Source organism: Klebsiella sp. JN_Kp127 (genome assembly GCF_040062505.1).
GTDB classification, from domain to species: domain Bacteria; phylum Pseudomonadota; class Gammaproteobacteria; order Enterobacterales; family Enterobacteriaceae; genus Klebsiella; species Klebsiella quasipneumoniae.
Genome location: NZ_JBEAHS010000004.1, coordinates 138,619 through 157,506 on the forward strand (window position 1 = coordinate 138,619; position 18,888 = coordinate 157,506).

General features: G+C 60.8%; 19 protein-coding genes and 1 pseudogene. 15 read left to right on the forward strand and 5 right to left on the reverse strand.

What is annotated here, in order from left to right; all coding sequences use genetic code 11:
• Positions 1 to 18: 18 nt before the first annotated feature.
• Entirely contained in the window at positions 19 to 933 is a 915-nt protein-coding gene (locus ABLV04_RS03305) for a LysR substrate-binding domain-containing protein (RefSeq protein ID WP_023291405.1), read from the forward strand.
• On the opposite strand, the gene ABLV04_RS03310 is transcribed toward ABLV04_RS03305, so the two are convergent.
• A complete protein-coding gene (locus ABLV04_RS03310) occupies positions 930 to 2,423 on the reverse strand; it encodes an MDR family MFS transporter (RefSeq protein WP_032454395.1) in 1,494 nt (497 codons plus the stop codon). The genes ABLV04_RS03305 and ABLV04_RS03310 overlap by 4 nt on opposite strands.
• Before the next feature lie 80 nt (positions 2,424 to 2,503).
• On the opposite strand from ABLV04_RS03310, the gene ABLV04_RS03315 reads away from it, so the two are divergent.
• Positions 2,504 to 3,151, forward strand: coding sequence for a TetR/AcrR family transcriptional regulator (locus ABLV04_RS03315; RefSeq protein WP_032454396.1), 648 nt, complete (start codon positions 2,504 to 2,506; stop codon positions 3,149 to 3,151).
• Between the two features lie 522 nt (positions 3,152 to 3,673).
• Here the strand turns inward: ABLV04_RS03315 and ABLV04_RS03320 are convergent.
• Entirely contained in the window at positions 3,674 to 4,090 is a 417-nt protein-coding gene (locus ABLV04_RS03320) for a GNAT family N-acetyltransferase (RefSeq protein WP_004205120.1), read from the reverse strand.
• Here ABLV04_RS03320 and ABLV04_RS03325 point away from each other — a divergent pair.
• A complete protein-coding gene (locus ABLV04_RS03325; RefSeq protein ID WP_032454400.1) occupies positions 4,065 to 4,181 on the forward strand; it encodes a hypothetical protein in 117 nt (38 codons plus the stop codon). The genes ABLV04_RS03320 and ABLV04_RS03325 overlap by 26 nt on opposite strands.
• On the opposite strand, the gene ABLV04_RS03330 is transcribed toward ABLV04_RS03325, so the two are convergent.
• A complete protein-coding gene (locus tag ABLV04_RS03330; protein ID WP_032454401.1) occupies positions 4,141 to 4,263 on the reverse strand; it encodes a hypothetical protein in 123 nt (40 codons plus the stop codon). The genes ABLV04_RS03325 and ABLV04_RS03330 overlap by 41 nt on opposite strands.
• A 206-nt stretch (positions 4,264 to 4,469) precedes the next feature.
• Between ABLV04_RS03330 and eefA the strand changes: the two genes are divergently transcribed.
• From eefA to ABLV04_RS03370, 8 genes are all read left to right on the forward strand, one after another.
• Positions 4,470 to 5,594 carry a multidrug efflux RND transporter periplasmic adaptor subunit EefA gene (gene eefA / locus ABLV04_RS03335; protein WP_180266184.1) on the forward strand — a complete coding sequence of 375 codons (1,125 nt, stop codon included), beginning with the start codon at positions 4,470 to 4,472 and terminating at the stop codon, positions 5,592 to 5,594.
• Positions 5,594 to 8,701, forward strand: a complete 3,108-nt coding sequence (eefB, locus tag ABLV04_RS03340) for an efflux RND transporter permease subunit (RefSeq protein WP_218798930.1) — start codon at positions 5,594 to 5,596, stop codon at positions 8,699 to 8,701. The genes eefA and eefB overlap by 1 nt, the downstream gene beginning before the upstream one ends.
• Before the next feature lie 3 nt (positions 8,702 to 8,704).
• Positions 8,705 to 10,069, forward strand: coding sequence for a multidrug efflux RND transporter outer membrane subunit EefC (gene eefC / locus ABLV04_RS03345; protein WP_348815337.1), 1,365 nt, complete (start codon positions 8,705 to 8,707; stop codon positions 10,067 to 10,069).
• A gap of 45 nt (positions 10,070 to 10,114) precedes the next feature.
• A complete protein-coding gene (locus tag ABLV04_RS03350; RefSeq protein WP_348815338.1) occupies positions 10,115 to 11,278 on the forward strand; it encodes a multidrug effflux MFS transporter in 1,164 nt (387 codons plus the stop codon).
• Between the two features lie 161 nt (positions 11,279 to 11,439).
• Positions 11,440 to 12,342, forward strand: coding sequence for an N-acetylmuramic acid 6-phosphate etherase (gene murQ, locus ABLV04_RS03355; protein WP_023291413.1), 903 nt, complete (start codon positions 11,440 to 11,442; stop codon positions 12,340 to 12,342).
• A 24-nt stretch (positions 12,343 to 12,366) separates the two neighbouring features.
• The gene (gene murP, locus ABLV04_RS03360) at positions 12,367 to 13,797 is read left to right on the forward strand and encodes a PTS N-acetylmuramic acid transporter subunit IIBC (protein ID WP_023291414.1); all 1,431 of its coding nucleotides are present in this window, start codon (positions 12,367 to 12,369) and stop codon (positions 13,795 to 13,797) included.
• Positions 13,798 to 13,949: 152 nt separating this feature from the next.
• Positions 13,950 to 14,852, forward strand: a complete 903-nt coding sequence (locus ABLV04_RS03365) for a DMT family transporter (protein WP_004205129.1) — start codon at positions 13,950 to 13,952, stop codon at positions 14,850 to 14,852.
• A 106-nt stretch (positions 14,853 to 14,958) separates the two neighbouring features.
• Positions 14,959 to 15,249, forward strand: a complete 291-nt coding sequence (locus ABLV04_RS03370) for a YicS family protein (protein WP_023291415.1) — start codon at positions 14,959 to 14,961, stop codon at positions 15,247 to 15,249.
• A gap of 64 nt (positions 15,250 to 15,313) precedes the next feature.
• On the opposite strand, the gene ABLV04_RS03375 is transcribed toward ABLV04_RS03370, so the two are convergent.
• Both ABLV04_RS03375 and ABLV04_RS03380 read right to left on the reverse strand, forming a co-directional pair.
• A complete protein-coding gene (locus tag ABLV04_RS03375) occupies positions 15,314 to 16,255 on the reverse strand; it encodes a LacI family DNA-binding transcriptional regulator (protein WP_032429020.1) in 942 nt (313 codons plus the stop codon).
• Entirely contained in the window at positions 16,239 to 16,556 is a 318-nt protein-coding gene (locus ABLV04_RS03380; RefSeq protein ID WP_124070018.1) for a hypothetical protein, read from the reverse strand. Before ABLV04_RS03380 ends, ABLV04_RS03375 begins: the two co-directional genes overlap by 17 nt.
• Here ABLV04_RS03380 and ABLV04_RS03385 point away from each other — a divergent pair.
• From ABLV04_RS03385 to ABLV04_RS03400, 4 genes and pseudogenes are all read left to right on the forward strand, one after another.
• Positions 16,549 to 16,863: a PTS sugar transporter subunit IIB gene (locus tag ABLV04_RS03385; RefSeq protein ID WP_023291423.1), complete on the forward strand. Its 315-nt coding sequence runs from the start codon at positions 16,549 to 16,551 to the stop codon at positions 16,861 to 16,863. The genes ABLV04_RS03380 and ABLV04_RS03385 overlap by 8 nt on opposite strands.
• An 11-nt stretch (positions 16,864 to 16,874) precedes the next feature.
• Positions 16,875 to 18,197: a PTS sugar transporter subunit IIC gene (locus tag ABLV04_RS03390; protein WP_023291424.1), complete on the forward strand. Its 1,323-nt coding sequence runs from the start codon at positions 16,875 to 16,877 to the stop codon at positions 18,195 to 18,197.
• A gap of 98 nt (positions 18,198 to 18,295) precedes the next feature.
• Positions 18,296 to 18,598, forward strand: coding sequence for a PTS lactose/cellobiose transporter subunit IIA (locus ABLV04_RS03395; RefSeq protein ID WP_004205145.1), 303 nt, complete (start codon positions 18,296 to 18,298; stop codon positions 18,596 to 18,598).
• Between the two features lie 145 nt (positions 18,599 to 18,743).
• Positions 18,744 to 18,888, forward strand: a pseudogene (locus ABLV04_RS03400) (hypothetical protein); the annotation flags it as partial.

The window sequence follows — 18,888 nt, forward strand, 5'->3', positions numbered from 1 at the left end:
CCAAAAATCGGGAGAATAATGGATCGATTAAGCGCGATGGCGCTGCTGGTGAAAGTGACCGAGCTGGGGAGTATGTCGGCGGCTGCGCGGGCGCTGAATATGCCGTTGACCACCGTCAGCCGCCATATCGGCGAGCTGGAGAACGCGCTGGGGGTGCGCCTGCTGGCGCGGACCACCCGCAAACTGACGCTCACCGACGCCGGGGTCGATTATGTCGCTGCCGCGCGGCGGATCCTTGAGGAGGTGGAAAACGCCGAACGCCAGGCGACGGGCGAGTATCAGGAACCGAAAGGCGAGCTGGTGATCTCTGCGCCGACAATGTTTGGACGCCAGCACGTTCTCCCGGTGATCGCTGAATTTATCGCCCGTTACCCGCAGATTCACGTCCGTTTGCTGCTCAGCGATCGTAACGCCGACCTGGTGGGCGACCATATCGATCTGGCGGTGAGGATAGGCGACCTGGCGGACAGCAGCATGGTGGCCACCCGCCTCGGCAGGATGCGCATTGTGGCCTGCGCCCATCCGGCGCTGCTGGCGAAATACGGCGAGCCGCAGCGGCCGCGCGATCTGGCGGCGCTGCCGATCATCCGCATTGAATCGCCGATGCCCTATCGCGGCTGGCGCTTTCGCGCCGCTGAGCGCGAGGACCAGTTGATTAACCTGCCGCCGGCGTTATCGGTCACCACGCCGGAGAGCGCTGCCGATGCCGCGCGGCTGGGGGTGGGCGTAGCTCGCTTACTGCACTATCAGGCGCTGGACGGCCTGCGACAGGGTGAGCTCCGTCTGCTGCTGGAGCGCGTCGAGCCGGAGCCGGCGCCGGTCCATTTGCTGTATACCGCCCGGGACCTGGCGCCGCTTAAGCTGCGAAAATTTATCGATTTTGCCGCGCCGGCGCTGCGTCAGGCGCTGCTGCGCATCGCCGGGGCCGCTTAGTGCGTCGCGGTCTTCAGCGGCGCCTCCTTTAACAGCCAGGAGAGGACAAACGCCACCGCCATAATGCAGGCCGCCATGAGGAACGCCGCATGGATCGCCGCGCCGAAGGCGTCGAGATAGTCGAGGCGGATATCCGCGGGCAGGTGCTGCACCGCCACCGGATTCATTCCCGGCGGCAGTACCGCGCCTTCCGGCAACAGCTTTTGCAGGTTGCTCTGCAGCACGTGCGTGAAAACCGCGCCAAACAGCGCCACGCCGATGGAGCCGCCGATCGAACGGAACAGGGTCACGCCGGAGGTGGCGACGCCGTAAAGCTTCGCCGGCATCGCGTTCTGTACCGCCAGCACCAGCACCTGCATCACCAGCCCCAGACCGGCCCCCAGCACGCCGGTAAACAGGTACAGCTGCCACAGCGGTGAGTGAATGGTGATCCGGGTCAGCAGCACCATGCCGGTCACGCCAAGCAGGGTACCGAGGATCGGAAACAGGCGATATTTACCGGTACGGCTGATAATCCGCCCGCTGATAATCGAGGTCAGCAGCAGGCCGCCCATCAGGGGGATCAGCTGCAGCCCGGCCTCGGTGGGGGTCGCCTCCTTCACCACCTGCAGATAGAGCGGCAGGAAGGTGACTGATCCAAACAGCGACATGCCGATGACGAAGCCGATCAGACTGCACAGCAGGAAGCTGCGGTTGCGGAACAGCGACAGCGGAATAATCGGCTCGGCGGCCATTCGCTCTTCGTAGATAAAGCCGATGACCCCCACGATACCGAAGGCCAGAATGCACCACAGCTGCGGGTCATTCCACGCATGAACGCTGCCCCCTTCCGAGGTAAACAGGATGATGCACAGCAGCGCCATGCTGAGGTAAATCGCCCCCAGCCAGTCAATCTCATGCTGGCTGCGTTTATTGCTGCTGTGGAATACCGCGCCGATCACCAGCAGCGCGAAGAGACCCAGCGGCAGGTTGATGTAGAAGATCCAGCGCCAGGAGGCGTGCTGCACCAAAAAGCCGCCGATCAGCGGGCCGATCACCGTCGCCAGGCCAAAAACGCCGCCGAACAGCCCCTGATAGCGGCCACGGCTGGCGGGCGGGATGACGTCGGCCACCGCCGCCATGCTGATAACCATCAGGCCGCCGCCGCCGAGCCCCTGCAGGCCGCGCATTAGCACCAGCTGGGTCATGTTCTGCGCCAGCCCGCAGAGGGCGGAGCCGACAAGAAACAGCCCAATCGCCACCTGCAGCACGATTTTGCGGCCGAACAGATCGCCGAATTTACCGTACAGCGGCACCGCGATGGTGGAGCTGAGGATATAGGCGGTAACCACCCAGGAAAGCTTGTCCAGCCCGCCCAGTTCGCCGACAATCGTCGGCAGCGCGGTGGAGACAATGGTCTGATCCAGCGCGGAGAGGAGCATCACCAGCAGCAAGGCGCTAAACAGCAGGCGTATCGACTGCACCGGTGGGTTCGCGACTTGAGAAGTCATCACAACACTCGCTTGAAATTAATTAAATGCATAATTAATATTTAGTGAAAGAATGAGTCGGGTCAAGAGATCGCCATATCATGACAGCACAAAAGGATCAGGATGCCCCCCGCCGCCCGGGGCGGCCGCGCGGCAAAAAACCGGGTACCGCCAACCGCGAACAGCTGATGGACATCGCCCTGACGCTGTTTGCCCGCGACGGCGCGGCCCGCGTGTCGTTGAACGCCATCGCCAAAGAGGCCGGGGTGACGCCAGCGATGCTGCATTACTATTTCAGTTCGCGGGATGCGCTGGTGACGCAGCTGATCGAAGAGCGCTTTATGCCGCTGCGCAACCACATCAGCCGCATCTTTGTCGACCATCCGCAGGACCCGGTGCTGGCGCTGACGATGATGGTCGAGACGCTGGCGCACATGGCGGAGAAAAACGCCTGGTTCGCGCCGCTGTGGATGCAGGAGATCATCGGCGAGATGCCGATCCTGCGTCAGCATATGGACGCCCGCTTCGGCGAGGAGCGTTTTCAGGTGATGCTGGAGGCGGTGCGCCGCTGGCAGCGGGAGGGCAAGATTAACCCGGCGCTGTCGCCGGAGCTGCTGTTTACCACGGTGATTAGCCTGGTGCTGGTGCCGTTTTCGCGCATCCACAGCGATCCGCGTTTACAGGCGGTCGACCGCCAGACCATCGTCAGCCACGCGCTGGCGTTAATGGGCCATGGCGTCGGGGGTTAAGGCGTGGTTTTGACGCTTTTGTAGCCCGGATAAGGCGCCACGCGCCGCCATCCGGGATTTTCCCTGCTCGCGCTACGCTTAGCAGGGCTACAGAAATAACGGCACAACCGTAAATTTCCCTGCTCGCACTGCGCTTAGCAGGGCCAGCACTCCCGTGTTATGTCCGGGCAGATTGCGCTCCCGATATTTCTTCAGCGTTATGCCTGGCATGGCGCAGGGAGCGCACAGGGGGCGGCCAGTCGCCGCCAGCACCGGCAGTTTCAGTCGCGCAAGTGGGTATATCAACAACAGGCCGCTCGGCATCATGGCGGGCACAGCACGAACCGTAGGCCGGGTAAGGCGCAGCCGCCACCCGGCAAGAATACAGGTGCCGTGCCTGATATCCTGCCCGGCGGCGCTGCGCTTGCCGGTCCTGGGTGGGGCGAAACGACGGGAGAACTGTGTAGGCCGGGTAAGGCATTTATGCCGCCATCCGGCACAATCACAGGTACGGTACCTGACCGCCCGGCGATATCAGGACCGTTACAGCGCCTTCGACAAATAGTGACGCTGCATCCCCGCATGCGGGAAGTCGGGCAGCGACATCTGCAGCTGATAGCCTAATTTCTGATAAAACGGCAGCGCCTGGAAGCTAAAGGTATCCACCAGAAGATGGCTGCAGCCCAGCGCCTGCGCCTGCCGCTCCGCCTCCTGCATCAGCTCGCTCCCCAGTCCGCGACCGCGCGTCGCTTCGCTGACCCACAGATACTCAATGCACAGCCAGTTACCCTTACGTTTGGCAATCAGCCCGCCCTGCATCACCCCTTGCGCATCGCGGGAGTAAACGCCCAGATCGCCAAACTGCGCCGCATCAAGATACTGCTGATTATAGTGCCGCAAACCGGCAAACAATTCTTGTTGGTCGTCGGGATTAATGCTTTTTGTAATGATTAACGCCATTAACTATCTCCAGTATCGCAGTGCCGAAAGGTTATTTTTCCTCTCCACTTTCACAAAAAATTCTTATTTTCTCCATGATTATTTGCCTTAATTTTTTGCGTTCTAAAAGTAAGCAAAAAAACCTTTCCATTATCGCGGCGGATCGTATAATGGGAAAAAATGAGAATGATCATTCTCACTACAAAACCAGAGGAGATGCGCTTTTCACCTCCTGAAGGCCGAAGAGGTTGGCTTCAGCGGAGACACAATAACAATCACGTTCAGGAACATCTGTGTTCCTTTTTTGTCATTTTCGCTTAGCCGAAAATGCCTCAGCGCCCAACCTATTCCCTCGTTTTTAAATAAACGGGGCGGACGTCTTATATCTTGAGAAAATATAATGAAATACATCATAGCTCCCATCGCGACAGCATTATTTCTCCTCAGCGGATGCGATAATGCGCAGACATCTGCCCCGCAGCAACCCACGCCGGAAGTGGGCGTGGTCAGTCTGCAAAGCCAGCCGGTTCCGGTAGTCAGCCAGCTCACCGGCCGCACCACCGCCTCGCTCAGCGCCGAAGTACGCCCGCAGGTGGGCGGCATCATCCAGAAGCGCCTGTTTACCGAAGGCGATATGGTGAAGGCCGGGCAGGCCCTTTACCAGATCGATCCCTCCAGCTATCGCGCGACCTGGAATGAAGCGGCGGCGGCGCTGAAACAGGCCCAGGCGCTGGTGGTCTCCGATTGCCAGAAGGCTCAGCGCTACGCGTCGCTGGTCCGGGATAACGGCGTCTCCCGCCAGGATGCCGACGACGCCGCCTCCACCTGCGCCCAGGACAAGGCCAGCGTGGCATCGAAGAAAGCGGCGCTGGAGAGCGCGCGCATCAACCTGAACTGGACCACCGTCACCGCGCCGATTGCCGGACGCATCGGCATCTCGTCGGTCACGCCGGGGGCGCTGGTCTCCGCCGATCAGGATACCGCGCTGGCGACGATCCGCGGGCTCGACACCATGTATGTCGATCTGACGCGATCCAGCGTCGATCTCCTGCGTTTACGCAAACAAAGCCTGGCCAGCAACAGCGATACCCTCAGCGTGACGTTAATCCTTGAAGATGGCAGCACCTACAGCGAAAAAGGGCGTCTGGCGCTCACCGAAGTCGCCGTCGATGAATCCACCGGCTCGGTAACCCTGCGCGCCATCTTCCCCAACCCGCAGCACGTCCTGCTGCCGGGGATGTTTGTCCGCGCGCGCATCGATGAAGGCATCATGAACGACGCGATCCTCGCCCCGCAGCAGGGGATTACCCGCGATGCCAAAGGCGACGCCACGGCGCTGGTGGTCGATGCCGACAACAAAGTTGCGCAGCGCGCCGTGGAAACCGGCGACACCTACGGCGATAAATGGCTGGTGCTGAGCGGCCTGAAAGCGGGCGACAAGCTGATCGTCGAAGGCACGGGTAAAGTGGCCCCTGGCCAGACGGTGAAGGCCGTTGCCGTCAACAATAACGGAGGCAACGCCTGATGTTCTCCCGTTTCTTCGTGCGTCGCCCGGTCTTTGCCTGGGTGATCGCCATTCTGATTATGCTCGCCGGCGTGCTGGCGATCCGCACTCTGCCGGTAGGCCAGTACCCGGACGTCGCCCCGCCGGCGGTGAAAATCTCCGCCACCTACACCGGCGCCTCTGCCGAAACCCTGGAGAACAGCGTCACCCAGGTGATCGAGCAGCAGCTTACCGGCCTCGACCATCTGCTCTACTTCAGCTCCACCAGCAGCTCCGACGGCTCGGTCAGCATCACCGTCACCTTTGAGCAGGGGACCGACCCGGACACCGCCCAGGTGCAGGTGCAGAACAAAGTCCAGCAGGCGGAATCGCGGCTGCCGAGCGAAGTCCAGCAGTCCGGCGTGACGGTGGAAAAATCGCAGAGCAGCTTCCTGCTGATCCTCGCGGTGTATGACAAAACCGACCGCGCCACCAGCTCCGATATCTCCGACTGGCTGGTCAGCAACCTGCAGGACCCGCTGGCGCGCGTAGAGGGCGTCGGCAGCCTGCAGGTGTTCGGCGCCGAATACGCGATGCGCGTCTGGATGGACCCGACTAAACTCGCCTCCTACTCGCTGATGCCTTCCGACGTCCAGTCGGCGATTGAGGCGCAGAACGTGCAGGTCTCCGCCGGTAAAATCGGCGCCCTGCCATCGTCCAGCGCCCAGCAGCTGACCGCCACCGTGCGCGCGCAGTCGCGGCTGCAAACCCCTGACCAGTTCAAAGCGATCATCGTGAAAAGCCAGGCCGACGGCTCGGTGGTGCGCCTGAGCGATGTCGCGCGGGTGGAGATGGGCAGCGAGGATTACACCGCTACCGCCAATCTCAACGGCCACCCGGCCGCCGGGATCGCGGTGATGATGGCCCCCGGCGCCAACGCGCTGGACACCGCGACCCTGGTGAAAAGCAAAATCGCCGAATTCCAGCGTCAGATGCCGCAGGGCTACGATATCGCCTATCCAAAGGACAGCACCGAGTTCATCAAAATCTCGGTCGAAGACGTGATTCAGACCCTTTTCGAAGCGATTATCCTCGTGGTCTGCGTGATGTATCTGTTCCTGCAGAACTTCCGCGCCACGCTGATCCCGGCGGTAGCGGTCCCGGTGGTGCTGCTCGGCACCTTCGGCGTGCTGGCGCTGTTCGGCTACTCGATTAACACCCTGACGCTGTTCGCCATGGTGCTGGCGATCGGCCTGCTGGTGGACGACGCCATTGTGGTGGTGGAGAACGTCGAGCGCATTATGCGCGACGAAGGGCTGCCCGCCCGGGAAGCCACCGAAAAATCGATGGGCGAAATCTCCGGCGCGCTGGTGGCGATCGCCCTGGTGCTGTCGGCGGTCTTTCTGCCGATGGCCTTCTTCGGCGGCTCGACCGGGGTCATTTATCGCCAGTTCTCGGTGACCATTATCTCGGCGATGATGCTGTCGGTGGTGGTGGCCCTGACCCTCACCCCGGCGCTGTGCGGCGCGCTGCTCAGCCACTCCAGGCCTCATACCAAAGGGTTCTTCGGCGCGTTTAACCGCCTGTGGGGGCGCACGGAAGCGGGCTACCAGAGCCGCGTGCTCGGCGGCCTGCGCCGTGGCGCGGTGATGATGGGCGCTTACGTCCTGATTTGCGGGGCGATGGCGCTGGCGATGTGGAAACTGCCGGGCAGCTTTCTGCCGGTGGAGGACCAGGGCGAGATCATGGTCCAGTACACCCTGCCCGCCGGGGCCACCGCGGTGCGTACCGCCGAGGTGCGTCGCCAGGTCACCGACTGGTTCCTGACCAAAGAGAAAGCCAATACCAACGTCATTTTCACCGTCGACGGCTTCAGCTTTAGCGGCAGCGGTCAGAACGCCGGGATGGCCTTCGTGTCGCTGAACAACTGGTCGCAGCGCAAAGGCGACGACAATACCGCCCAGGCCATCGCCCTGCGCGCCAATAAAGAGCTGGGGACGATCCGCGACGCCACCCTGTTCGCCATGACCCCGCCGTCGGTGGACGGTCTCGGACAGAGCAACGGCTTCACCTTCGAGCTGATGGCCAGCGGCGGTACCGACCGCGACAGCCTGATGAAGCTGCGCAGTCAGCTGCTGGCGGCGGCCAACCAGAGCGGCGAGCTGCAGTCGGTGCGCGCCAACGACCTGCCGCAGATGCCGCAGCTGCAGGTGGATATCGATAACAACAAAGCGGTCTCGCTGGGGCTGTCGCTGAGCGACGTGACCGATACCCTCTCCAGCGCCTGGGGCGGTACCTACGTGAATGACTTTATCGACCGCGGCCGGGTGAAGAAGGTGTACATCCAGGGCGAGAGCGACGCGCGCGCCGTGCCCTCCGACCTCGGCAAATGGTTCGTTCGCGGCAGCGATAACAGCATGACGCCCTTCTCCGCCTTCGCCACCACCCACTGGCAATACGGTCCGGAAAGCCTGGTGCGCTACAACGGCTCCGCCGCCTTTGAGATCCAAGGCGAAAACGCCGCCGGCTTCAGCTCCGGCGCGGCGATGGACAAGATGGAAAAGCTGGCCGACAGCCTGCCGGCGGGCTCCACCTGGGCGTGGAGCGGCATTTCGCTGCAGGAAAAGCTGGCCAGCGGCCAGGCGATGAGCCTGTACGCCATCTCGATTCTGGTGGTGTTCCTGTGCCTGGCGGCGCTGTATGAGAGCTGGTCGGTGCCGTTCTCGGTGATCATGGTCATCCCGCTCGGCCTGCTCGGCGCGGCGCTGGCGGCGACGCTGCGAGGCTTAAGCAACGACGTCTACTTCCAGGTGGCGCTGCTGACCACCATCGGCCTGTCGTCGAAGAACGCCATCCTGATCGTGGAGTTCGCTGAATCCGCAGTGGATGAGGGTTATTCGCTCTCCCGGGCGGCTATCCGCGCCGCGCAGACCCGTCTGCGCCCAATTGTCATGACCTCGCTGGCGTTTATCGCCGGGGTGCTGCCGCTGGCCATCGCCACCGGCGCCGGGGCCAACAGCCGCGTGGCGATCGGCACCGGCATCATCGGCGGCACCCTGACGGCCACCCTGCTGGCGGTGTTCTTCGTACCGCTGTTCTTCGTGCTGGTGAAACGCTTCTTCACCCGCCAACGTTCTTCTCAGGAGTAAGGTATGTTTCGTTTGAGTTTTATGTTTATCGCGCTCCTGACCGCGGGCTGCGTCTCGCTTGACCCGCATTATGATCGCCCGGCCGCGCCGGTGCCGGCTACCCTCCCCGGGGCGCACGGCGAATCGACGGCGGTGGTCGGCGACTGGCAGAAAGTGGTCAATGACGCGCGGCTGAAAAAAGTGGTCAGTATCGCGCTGAACAGCAACCGCGATGTGCAAAAGGCGCTGGCCGATATCGAGGCCGCGCGCGCCCAGTACGGCGAGACGCGGGCGTCGCTGTTCCCCACCGTCGATGCCGAGCTGAGCCATACCCGCAGCAAAACGGTGGCCAGCGGCCTGAGCTCCGCTTCGCAGGCCGACGGGGCGGTCTCCAGCTTCGAGCTGGATCTGTTTGGCAAGAACCAGAGCCTGTCGCGCGCAGCGCGCGAAACCTGGCTTGCCAGCGAATTCACCGCGCAGAATACCCGGCTGACGATGATTGCCGATTTGACCACCGCCTGGGTGACGCTGGCGACGGATAACAGCAATCTGGCGCTGGCGCAGCAGACCATGGACAGCGCAGCAAACTCGCGCAACATCGTCGCCCGTCAGATGGCGGTGGGCACCGCCTCCGCCGGCGATTTAAGCTCGGCGGAAAGCGTCTATCAGCAGGCGCGCGCCAGCGTCGCCAGCTACCGCACGCTGGTGGCGCAGGATAAAAACGCTATTAACCTGCTGGCGGGGGAAACCGTGCCGGAGAGCCTGCTGCCCGGCACCCTCGACAGTCTCGGGGATAACTGCATCGCCCTGGCGCCGGCGGGGGTGTCATCGTCGGTGCTGCTGCGCCGGCCGGATATTCAGGAAGCGGAGCATAATCTGAAGAGCGCCAATGCCGATATCGGCGCGGCGCGGGCGAACTTCTTCCCGTCGATTTCCCTGACCGCCAGCGCCGGCGTCGGCAGCGACTCGCTGTCGTCGCTGTTCAGCCACGGGATGCAGGTGTGGTCGTTCGCCCCCTCCATCAGCCTGCCGCTGTTCACCGGCGGCAGCAACCTGGCGCAGTTGCGCTATGCGGAAGCGGAGAAGAAGGGGCTGATCGCCACCTACGAGAAATCGATTCAGAGCGCCTTTAAGGACGTTGCCGATGCGCTGGCGCGCCGGGAAACGCTAAATGAAGAGCTCGATGCCCAGCAACAGTATGTCGCCGCCGAGCAGACCTCGCTGGATATCGCCATGAAGAGCTATCAGGCTGGGGTCGGCGATTATCTGTCGGTGCTCACCGCCCAGCGCACGCTGTGGTCGGCGAAGACGACGCTGCTGTCCCTGCAGCAGACCGACCTCAATAACCGGATCACCCTCTGGCAGTCGCTGGGCGGCGGCGCCAGTTAATTTCACCCGCCGGGCGACCGCGCCCGGCTTCTGTAAGGAATCGTTATGCCACGTGTTTCCCTCTCCTGGGCGCTGATCCTCGGCCTGCTGTCGGGCATTGGGCCGCTGTGCACGGATTTTTATCTGCCGGCGCTGCCGGAGATCACTCAGCAGCTGCAGGCCACCAGCACCCAGACCCAGCTGTCGCTGACCGCCGCGCTGATTGGCCTCGGCCTGGGTCAGCTGTTTTTCGGCCCGCTGAGCGACCGGATTGGCCGCCTGAAACCGCTGGTGCTGTCCCTGCTGTTGTTTATCTTCTCTTCGGCGATGTGCGCCCTGACCCGGGATATCAACATGCTGATTGTCTGGCGCTTTTTACAGGGCTTCGCCGGCGCCGGCGGCTCGGTGCTGTCGCGCTCCATCGCCCGCGATAAATACCAGGGCACCCTGCTGACCCAGTTTTTCGCCCTGCTGATGACGGTGAACGGCATTGCGCCGGTCCTGTCCCCGGTGCTGGGCGGCTACGTGATCACCGCCTTCGACTGGCGAATTCTCTTCTGGACGATGGCCGCCATTGGCGGCGCGCTGCTGGTCATGAGCCTGACTATCCTGCGGGAAACGCGCCCGGCCGCGGCGACCCATGCCGCCCGCCAGCGGCCCGGCCAGCCGGTGCTGAAGAATCGTCGTTTTCTGCGCTTCTGCCTGATTCAGGCGTTTATGATGGCCGGGCTGTTCTCCTACATCGGCTCCTCTTCCTTCGTAATGCAGAGCGAATACGGCATGAGCGCCATGCAGTTCAGCCTGCTGTTTGGTCTGAACGGTATCGGGCTGATTATCGCGGCGATGATCTTTTCCCGTCTGGCGCGCCGCTTCAGCGCCGAAGGCCTGCTGCGCGGCGGCCTGACGCTGGCGGTGGGCTGCGCGGCGATCATGCTGCTGTTTGCCTGGCTGCAGCTGCCGGTTCTGGCGCTGGTCGGCCTGTTTTTTACCGTGTCGCTGATGAGCGGCATCAGTACCGTCGCCGGCGCGGAAGCGATGAGCGCCGTCGACGCCGCCCAGTCCGGGACCGCGTCCGCGCTGATGGGCACCCTGATGTTTGTTTTCGGCGGCATCGCCGCGCCGTTGGCGGGCCTCGGCGGCGAAACGATGCTGAAGATGAGCCTCGCGATGGCGATCTGCTACCTGCTGGCGCTGCTGATGGGCCTCAGCCAGCCGCGCGGCGCGCGCTAAACGCAGGTGCGGTAATAAAATATTCCACATTTATTACCGCACTATTTCCCGCCATCTCTACCATTCTCATATTATTCTCCTCGAACTAATCGTGATACTCTTCACAGGCAAGGAATAAATAATTCCTTATACTGCGCACGACTGAGAATAACGAGGTTTCTATGAGTATTGACCTGAGCAAACTGCTGACCGAGCGACGCAACGCCAACAGCGCCAACATTGACACCCTTTCCACCCTCGAGATGCTGACGGTGATAAACCAGGAAGACCAGCAGGTGGCCCAGGCGATTACGCCCTATCTGCCGCAGATTGCCGAGGTGGTGGATAAGGTCGCGACGGCGCTGCAGGCCGGTGGCCGCTTGATTTATATCGGCGCTGGCACCTCAGGGCGTCTGGGGATCCTCGATGCCAGCGAATGCCCGCCGACCTTTGGCACCCGCCCGGAGCAGGTGGTGGGGATCATCGCCGGCGGACATAAAGCGATTCTCAGCGCCGTGGAAAACGTGGAAGACAACAAAGCGCAGGGGGCGATGGATCTGCAGAACCTGAACTTCAGCAACCGCGATGTACTGGTGGGGCTGGCGGCCAGCGGACGCACGCCGTACGTCATTGGCGCCATGGAGTATGCCCATCGTCAGAATGCCTTTGTCGCCATCGTCAGCTGTAACCCGCATGGCGAAATGGCTCAGCTGGCGGACGTCGCCATCACCCCGGTGGTCGGCCCGGAGGTAGTGACCGGCTCGACCCGCCTGAAAGCCGGTACCGCGCAGAAGCTGGTGCTGAACATGATCTCCACCGGGGCGATGATCCGCGTCGGCAAGGTCTACAGCAACCTGATGGTCGACGTCGAAGCGACCAACGCCAAGCTGATTGAGCGCCAGGTTTCCATCGTGATGGAGGCGACCGACTGCGATCGTCCCACTGCCCAGAAGGCGCTGGAGGCCTGCGGCCGCCACTGTAAAACGGCGATCGTGATGGTGCTGGCGGACTTAAGCGCCGAAGCGGCGCAGTCGCTGCTGGCGAAGAACAACGGCTATATCCGCAAGGCGCTCAGCAACACCTGAGCGCCGACAGACAGGTAACGGGCAATGGCAAAAATAACGAAAGAGATGATAGCGCGGATCCTCGCCCACGCAGGCGGCGCCGCTAACGTCGCGCAGGCAGGCAACTGCATGACGCGCCTGCGCTTGACCCTGCGCGATGAAGGCCTGGCCGACACCGCCGCCATACGCCAGATTGACGGCGTGATGGGGGTGATCGTCAGCGACGAGCAGTTCCAGGTGGTGCTCGGCCCCGGCAAGGCGCAAACCGCCGCCGAGATGATGAACGGCCTGCTGGAGGAGGCGCCCGCCGCGCCGACGCTGGCCGACGTCGCGGCGGAGAAAAAACAGGCGCTGAAGGGCAAGCAGACCAGCGCGGTGCAGAAGTTTCTCGCCAAATTCGCCACCATTTTTACGCCGCTGATCCCCGGCTTTATCGCCGTCGGGCTGCTGCTGGGCTTCGCCACCCTGGCGGAACAGGTTTTCGTGCTGGAGAACGCCCATCCGAACGCCAGCCTGGTGGCGCTGATTGGCTATATGAAGGTATTCAGCAAAGGGATGTTCACCTTCCTGAGTATCCTGATTGGCTATAACGCCCAGAAGGCGTTCGGCGGCTCCGGCGTGAACGGCGCGATTATCGCCTCGCTGTTCGTGCTGGGCTACAACCCGGAGGCGACCAGCGGCGTCTACGCCGGGATCTCCACCTTCTTCGGCCACGGTATCGATCCGCGCGGCAATATCATCGGCGTATTGATCGCCGCCATCCTTGGGGCGTGGGTTGAACGCCAGGTGCGGCGGGTCATGCCGGCCAACCTCGATATGATCCTCACCTCGGCGGTGACGCTGCTGATCATGGGCGCGGTGACCTTTACGGTGATCATGCCGATTGGCGGCTGGTTGTTTACCGGCATGTCGTGGCTGTTCCTGCATCTTAACGGCAATCCGTTTGGCTCGGCGGTGCTGGCCGGTCTGTTCCTGCTGGCGGTGATGTTCGGCGTCCATCAGGGGTTTGTCCCGGTCTATTTTGCGCTGGTGGATGCCCAGGGCTTTAACTCGCTGTTCCCAATCCTGGCGATGGCCGGGGCCGGGCAGGTGGGGGCGGCGCTGGCGCTGTTCTGGCGGGCGAAGCGCGATTCGCTGCTGCGAACCCAGATTAAGGGGGCGATTATTCCGGGCTTCCTCGGGATTGGCGAGCCGCTAATCTACGGCGTCACCCTGCCGCGGATGAAGCCGTTTGTCACCGCCTGCCTCGGCGGCGCCTGCGGCGGCTTCTTCGTCGGGCTGATCGCCTGGCTGGGGCTGCCGGTCGGCCTGAACACGGTGTTTGGTCCGTCCGGCCTGGTGGCGCTGCCGCTGATGACCTCCGGCAGCGGGATTTACGCCGGGATGGCGGTCTACGCCGGCGGACTGGCGGTCTCCTACCTGTGCGGCTTTGCGCTCACCTGGCTGTTCGGCAGTAAAAATGTCGATTTAAGTTAGAACGCGATTGTCGGTGAATGCCCGGCGGCGGCTTCGCCTTACCGGGCCTGCAAAATAGTTGTACCGCCGCGCCCGACTACCATTTCCTGCCCCGCCGCCCCGGGCGGGCGCATGCTATGATTCCCCTTTGTCATATTTCGCCAGAGGAAAAGATGGGCTCCAGCAAAAAAGGGATGCTGAACGTACTGATTGCCGCCGTGCTGTGGGGCAGTTCCGGGGTGTGCGCGCAGTTTATTATGCAGGAAAGCCAGATGTCGTCGCCGTTTCTGACCATGACGCGTCTGCTGTTCGCCGGGCTGATCCTGTTGATGCTCGGCTTTGTTCACGGCGACCGCATTTTCCGCGTGCTGCAAAACCGCCGCGACGCCGTCAGCCTGCTGTTTTTCTCGCTGTTTGGCGCGTTAACCGTGCAGTTCACCTTTCTGATGACCATTGAAAAATCGAATGCCGCCACGGCCACGGTGCTGCAGTTCCTGTCCCCGACGATCATCGTCGCCTGGTTCGCCCTCGCCCGTAAAGCGCGCCCCACTCCGCTGGTGCTGGGGGCTATCTGCACCTCGCTGGCAGGCACCTTTCTGCTGGTGACCCACGGCAACCCGACGACGCTGTCGATTTCGCCGGCGGCGCTGTTCTGGGGGATCGCCTCGGCGTTTGCCGCCGCGTTTTATACCACCTATCCCTCGACGCTGATTGCCCGCTACGGGACGCTGCCGATCGTGGGATGGAGCATGCTGTTCGGCGGCGCGATGCTGCTGCCGTTTTATGGCGGCCAGGGCACCGATTTTGTGGTTAACGGCAGCCTGCTGTTAGCCTTTTTCTACCTGGTGGTGATCGGTACTTCACTGACCTTCAGCCTTTATCTTAACGGCGCGCAGAAGATTGGCGGCGCCAAAGCCGGGATCCTCAGCTGCGCCGAACCACTGAGCAGCGCCCTGCTGTCGCTTCTGCTGCTGGGGATCACCTTCACGCTGCCGGACTGGCTGGGCACGCTGCTGATCCTGGCCTCGGTGGTGCTGATCGCCATCGACTCGCGGCGGCGGGTGAGAGCCGCCTGAGGCGATGATAACAAACGCCTTTTCAACAAGTTAAATTAACCGCTATTTGCGTGTTTGCCCGCCTGCGCATATAGTTGACGGAAGCGATTACGGAAGGAGAAGCCTGATGAAAGCATGTTGGATGGTATGCCTGGTCACCGCCCTGAGCGCCACGTCGGCGTGGGCTGAATCACCGCTGCAAAGCCTGCAGTTCGAACAGCAAAAGCAGCAGGTGCTTAAAGCGGTGAAGGAAAAATGCGCGCCAGCAAGCCACCTCAGCGACAACGATTTTGCCAATAACGTGCTGGCGACCGACGGCAACAAGAACGCGGTCCGCGAAGCAACGCTGGCGAAAGAGCGCAATAACCAGAAAAGCTACCAGGCCGCGATCGACAAAATCGTCTGTCCGGCCAAATAGCCATCTCGGCATGACCGCCGTCCTGTCGTGGACAGGCGGCGGGGGATCTCGGTGAGTGCTGCGTTTAGTGCTTCGGAATAATTAAATCGCCGCGCAGCGGGCTGCCGCCCGGGTTGTCCGTTTTCTCGGTCAACCAGTTGACGATCCGCGACGCCATCGCGTCCATGGAATATTCAATCGCCGGGATAGTCGGGATACCGGGCAGCTGTAACGATCCGGCGAGGCTAAACACCATCACATTTTGCGGAACGGCGCGGTTAAACGCCTGCAGCTGCGGCACCACGCGCTGCGCCTGCTGTTCATCGCTCACCAGCAGCGCATTAAAGTTCAGCGTCGTGGCGTTATTGACCAGCTCCTGCACCGCCACCGACGGCGAGGTGTTATCCAGAAACACCAGATTGCGATTAAACGGCAAAAAGTTTTTTTCCAGCGCGTGCTTGTAGCCCAGCAGCACCTGATCGGCGAAGCCGCTGCTCTGGGGATGGATCAGCGCAATCTGCCTTCTGCCCTGGCTTATCAGATAGTGACAGGCGGTTTCGGCGGCGAAGGCGTGATCGAACTGAATGCTGTTTTCGCCCTCGCTGTCGAGGCAGTCCACCAGCACCACGTCCGGGCGGTTAATATTCAGAGGAAAACGCGCGCCGATGATCAGCACGTTATCGCACAGCCCGCAGGTCAACTCCTCCAGCGAGTTCATCACGCCGCTGCTGGTGTTGGCGAAGCGCAGCAGCAGGTGCTTCTGGTGCTGACTGAGCTGTTTTTCCAGGGCGTAGAGATAGCTGGTGGTTTGATTGATATTGTCCTGGGCGCAGATGACGCCGATGCAGCCGGTGGACTGGCTAAGCAACGACTGGGCTATCATGTTTGGCCGGTAATTGAGCGTTTCCGCCGCCTGCAACACCGCCTGACGACTGGCCTCCTTCACGCCACGTGAGCCGCTCAACACTCGCGACACCGTGGCTTTGGAAACCCCGGCAAGTCGTGAAACATCATTGATTGTCGACATCATTTTCCCCTGCGCGGGCGCCGCGCCCCGCTAAAATCCCGTAAACCTGAATCGCTTCAATTATGACCAGCGCAGTATATCCATTTCGCCATTTGTTTGGAAACCGATTTTCCATTTCAGCGCAAAACATCGCCAAATCGACAGAATAATGTGAGCCAAATCCAATAAATCCGCCCCATAAGCAGGAGATCTTGACCACTATCACAGTTCTGCTTTTTATAAATGGAAACCGGTTTCCGTCTGATATCAAATCATCCACGCAATAACTTTTTACATTTTGAGGATGGTCGTCGATGTACAAGATTATGCTGTGCTGTTCTGCCGGAATGTCCACCAGTCTGCTGGTCAGAAAGATGGTGGAGGCGGCGAATGAACGTGATCTGCCGGTGCAGATTGACGCCTATGGCGTTTCCGAATTTGACATCCAGTTTCCGCAGTATCAGGTGGTGTTGCTTGGCCCCCAGGTGAAATACATGTTGAAAACCCTGTCTGACAAAGCGGCTTCCCTGAACATTCCGGTTCAGCCCATCGATACGATGGACTACGGCATGCAGCGGGGAGACAACGTCCTGAATTATGCTCTGTCGCTGATCCCAGCGGCGCACTGAGAGGTGTTGAAATGAGTTCTCTGTATCAGTCCATGATTGCCGTGATCGAGCAATCTATTACTCCGCTGGCAGGACGCCTTGGGCAGCAGAAATATGTTATCGCTATCCGCGATGGCTTCACTGCCGCATTGCCGTTTATGATCATCGGCTCTTTCATGCTGGTATTTATCTTTCCGCCGTTTTCACCCGATACCACCAACGGCTTTGCCCGCGGCTGGCTCGATTTCTCCCAGCACTACCGCGAACAGCTGATGCTGCCGTTTAACCTCAGCATGGGCGTAATGACCTTCTTTATCTCGGTCGGCATTGGCGCCAGCCTCGGTCGTCAGTTTCAGCTCGATCCGGTGATGTCCGGTCTGCTGGCGTTTATGGCCTTCCTGCTGGTCGCCGCGCCCTATGCCGATGGTAAAATTTCCACTCAGTATCTGTCCGGCCAGGGCATTTTTACCGCCCTGATCACCGCCATCTACTCCACCCGCGTTTACGCGTGGCTGAAGCAAAACAACATCACCATCCGTCTGCCGAAAGAGGTGCCGACCGGCGTCGCCCGTTCATTTGAAATCCTGATCCCGGTGCTGGTGGTGATTGGTACTTTGCATCCGCTGAACCTGTTTATCGAAGCGCAGACCGGGATGATCCTGCCGCAGGCGATCATGCATCTGCTGGAGCCGCTGGTTTCCGCCTCCGACTCGCTGCCGGCGATTTTGCTCTCCGTTCTGATGTGCCAGATTTTCTGGTTCGCCGGGATCCACGGCTCGCTGATTGTCACCGGCATTATGAACCCGTTCTGGATGGCCAACCTGTCGGCAAACCAGGCGGCGCTGGCGGCCGGCACGGTGCTGCCGCACGTCTATCTGCAGGGTTTCTGGGATCACTATCTGCTGATTGGCGGCGTCGGTTCGACCCTGCCGCTGGCCTTCCTGCTGCTGCGTAGCCGGGCCACTCATCTGCGCACCATCGGCAAGATGGGCATCGTGCCGAGCTTCTTTAATATCAACGAGCCGATCCTGTTCGGGGCGCCGATCATCATGAACCCGATGATGTTTATCCCCTTCGTCTGCGTACCGATGGTCAACGCGGTGCTGGCTTACGGCGCGACGCGTCTTGGCTGGCTGAGCCAGGTGGTGTCTCTCACTCCGTGGACCACGCCGGCACCGATTGGCGCCTCGTGGGCGGCCAACTGGACGCTGAGCCCGGTAGTGATGTGCCTTATCTGCATGGTGATGTCGGCGGTGATTTACCTGCCGTTCCTGCGCGCCTATGAACGTTCCTTAATGAAAACCGAAGTTGAGAAAACCAAAAATAGCGTTCCGGTGGCAGAAACCGTTAGCTAATTCCTCTCCGCCCCGGAGAGATAATATGATGACAGCGTCATAATGCAGAAAAAGGACTTTCACTGCATTATTAAATAATAAAGACCTCAGGAATACACATGATTGAATTAGAAGATGCGGTAATGGAAATTATCGTCAATGCGGGACAGTCACGCTCATTATGTTTTGAAGCGCTGCATGCGGCCCGAACCGGAAATATCGACGAAGCGCGTTTACTCTTAAATGAGGCCGACGGTTACGCCCGCCGGGCGCATCAGATGCAGACCCAGCTCATCGAGCAGGATGCCGGTGAAGCGCGTCAGCCTATGACGCTTATTATGGTACATGCCCAGGATCATCTGATGAATTCGCTGCTGGCCCGCGAGTTCTCAGAAGAATTAATCCATCTGTACCAGCGTTAATTAATATGGAATAACGTCAGCGAGAATATTACTCTCCGGCGTCGCTGTACCCTAAAAAAACAAATCAGCTTATTTTGGTTATTTATTTTAGCCAGAATGGGATGGTTATTATCTGAAATATATTAATTATTAAAGCGAGATAACCATGAATACTGTGAAAAAACTGCCTTTAGCCATGGCGGTTGTCGCCGCGCTGTGCCCAATTTCCGTAATGGCGCAAGAATTTACTCAGGAGCAGATCGACGCCATTGTCGCCAAAGCCGTTGATAAAGCGCTGGCCGACCGCCAGG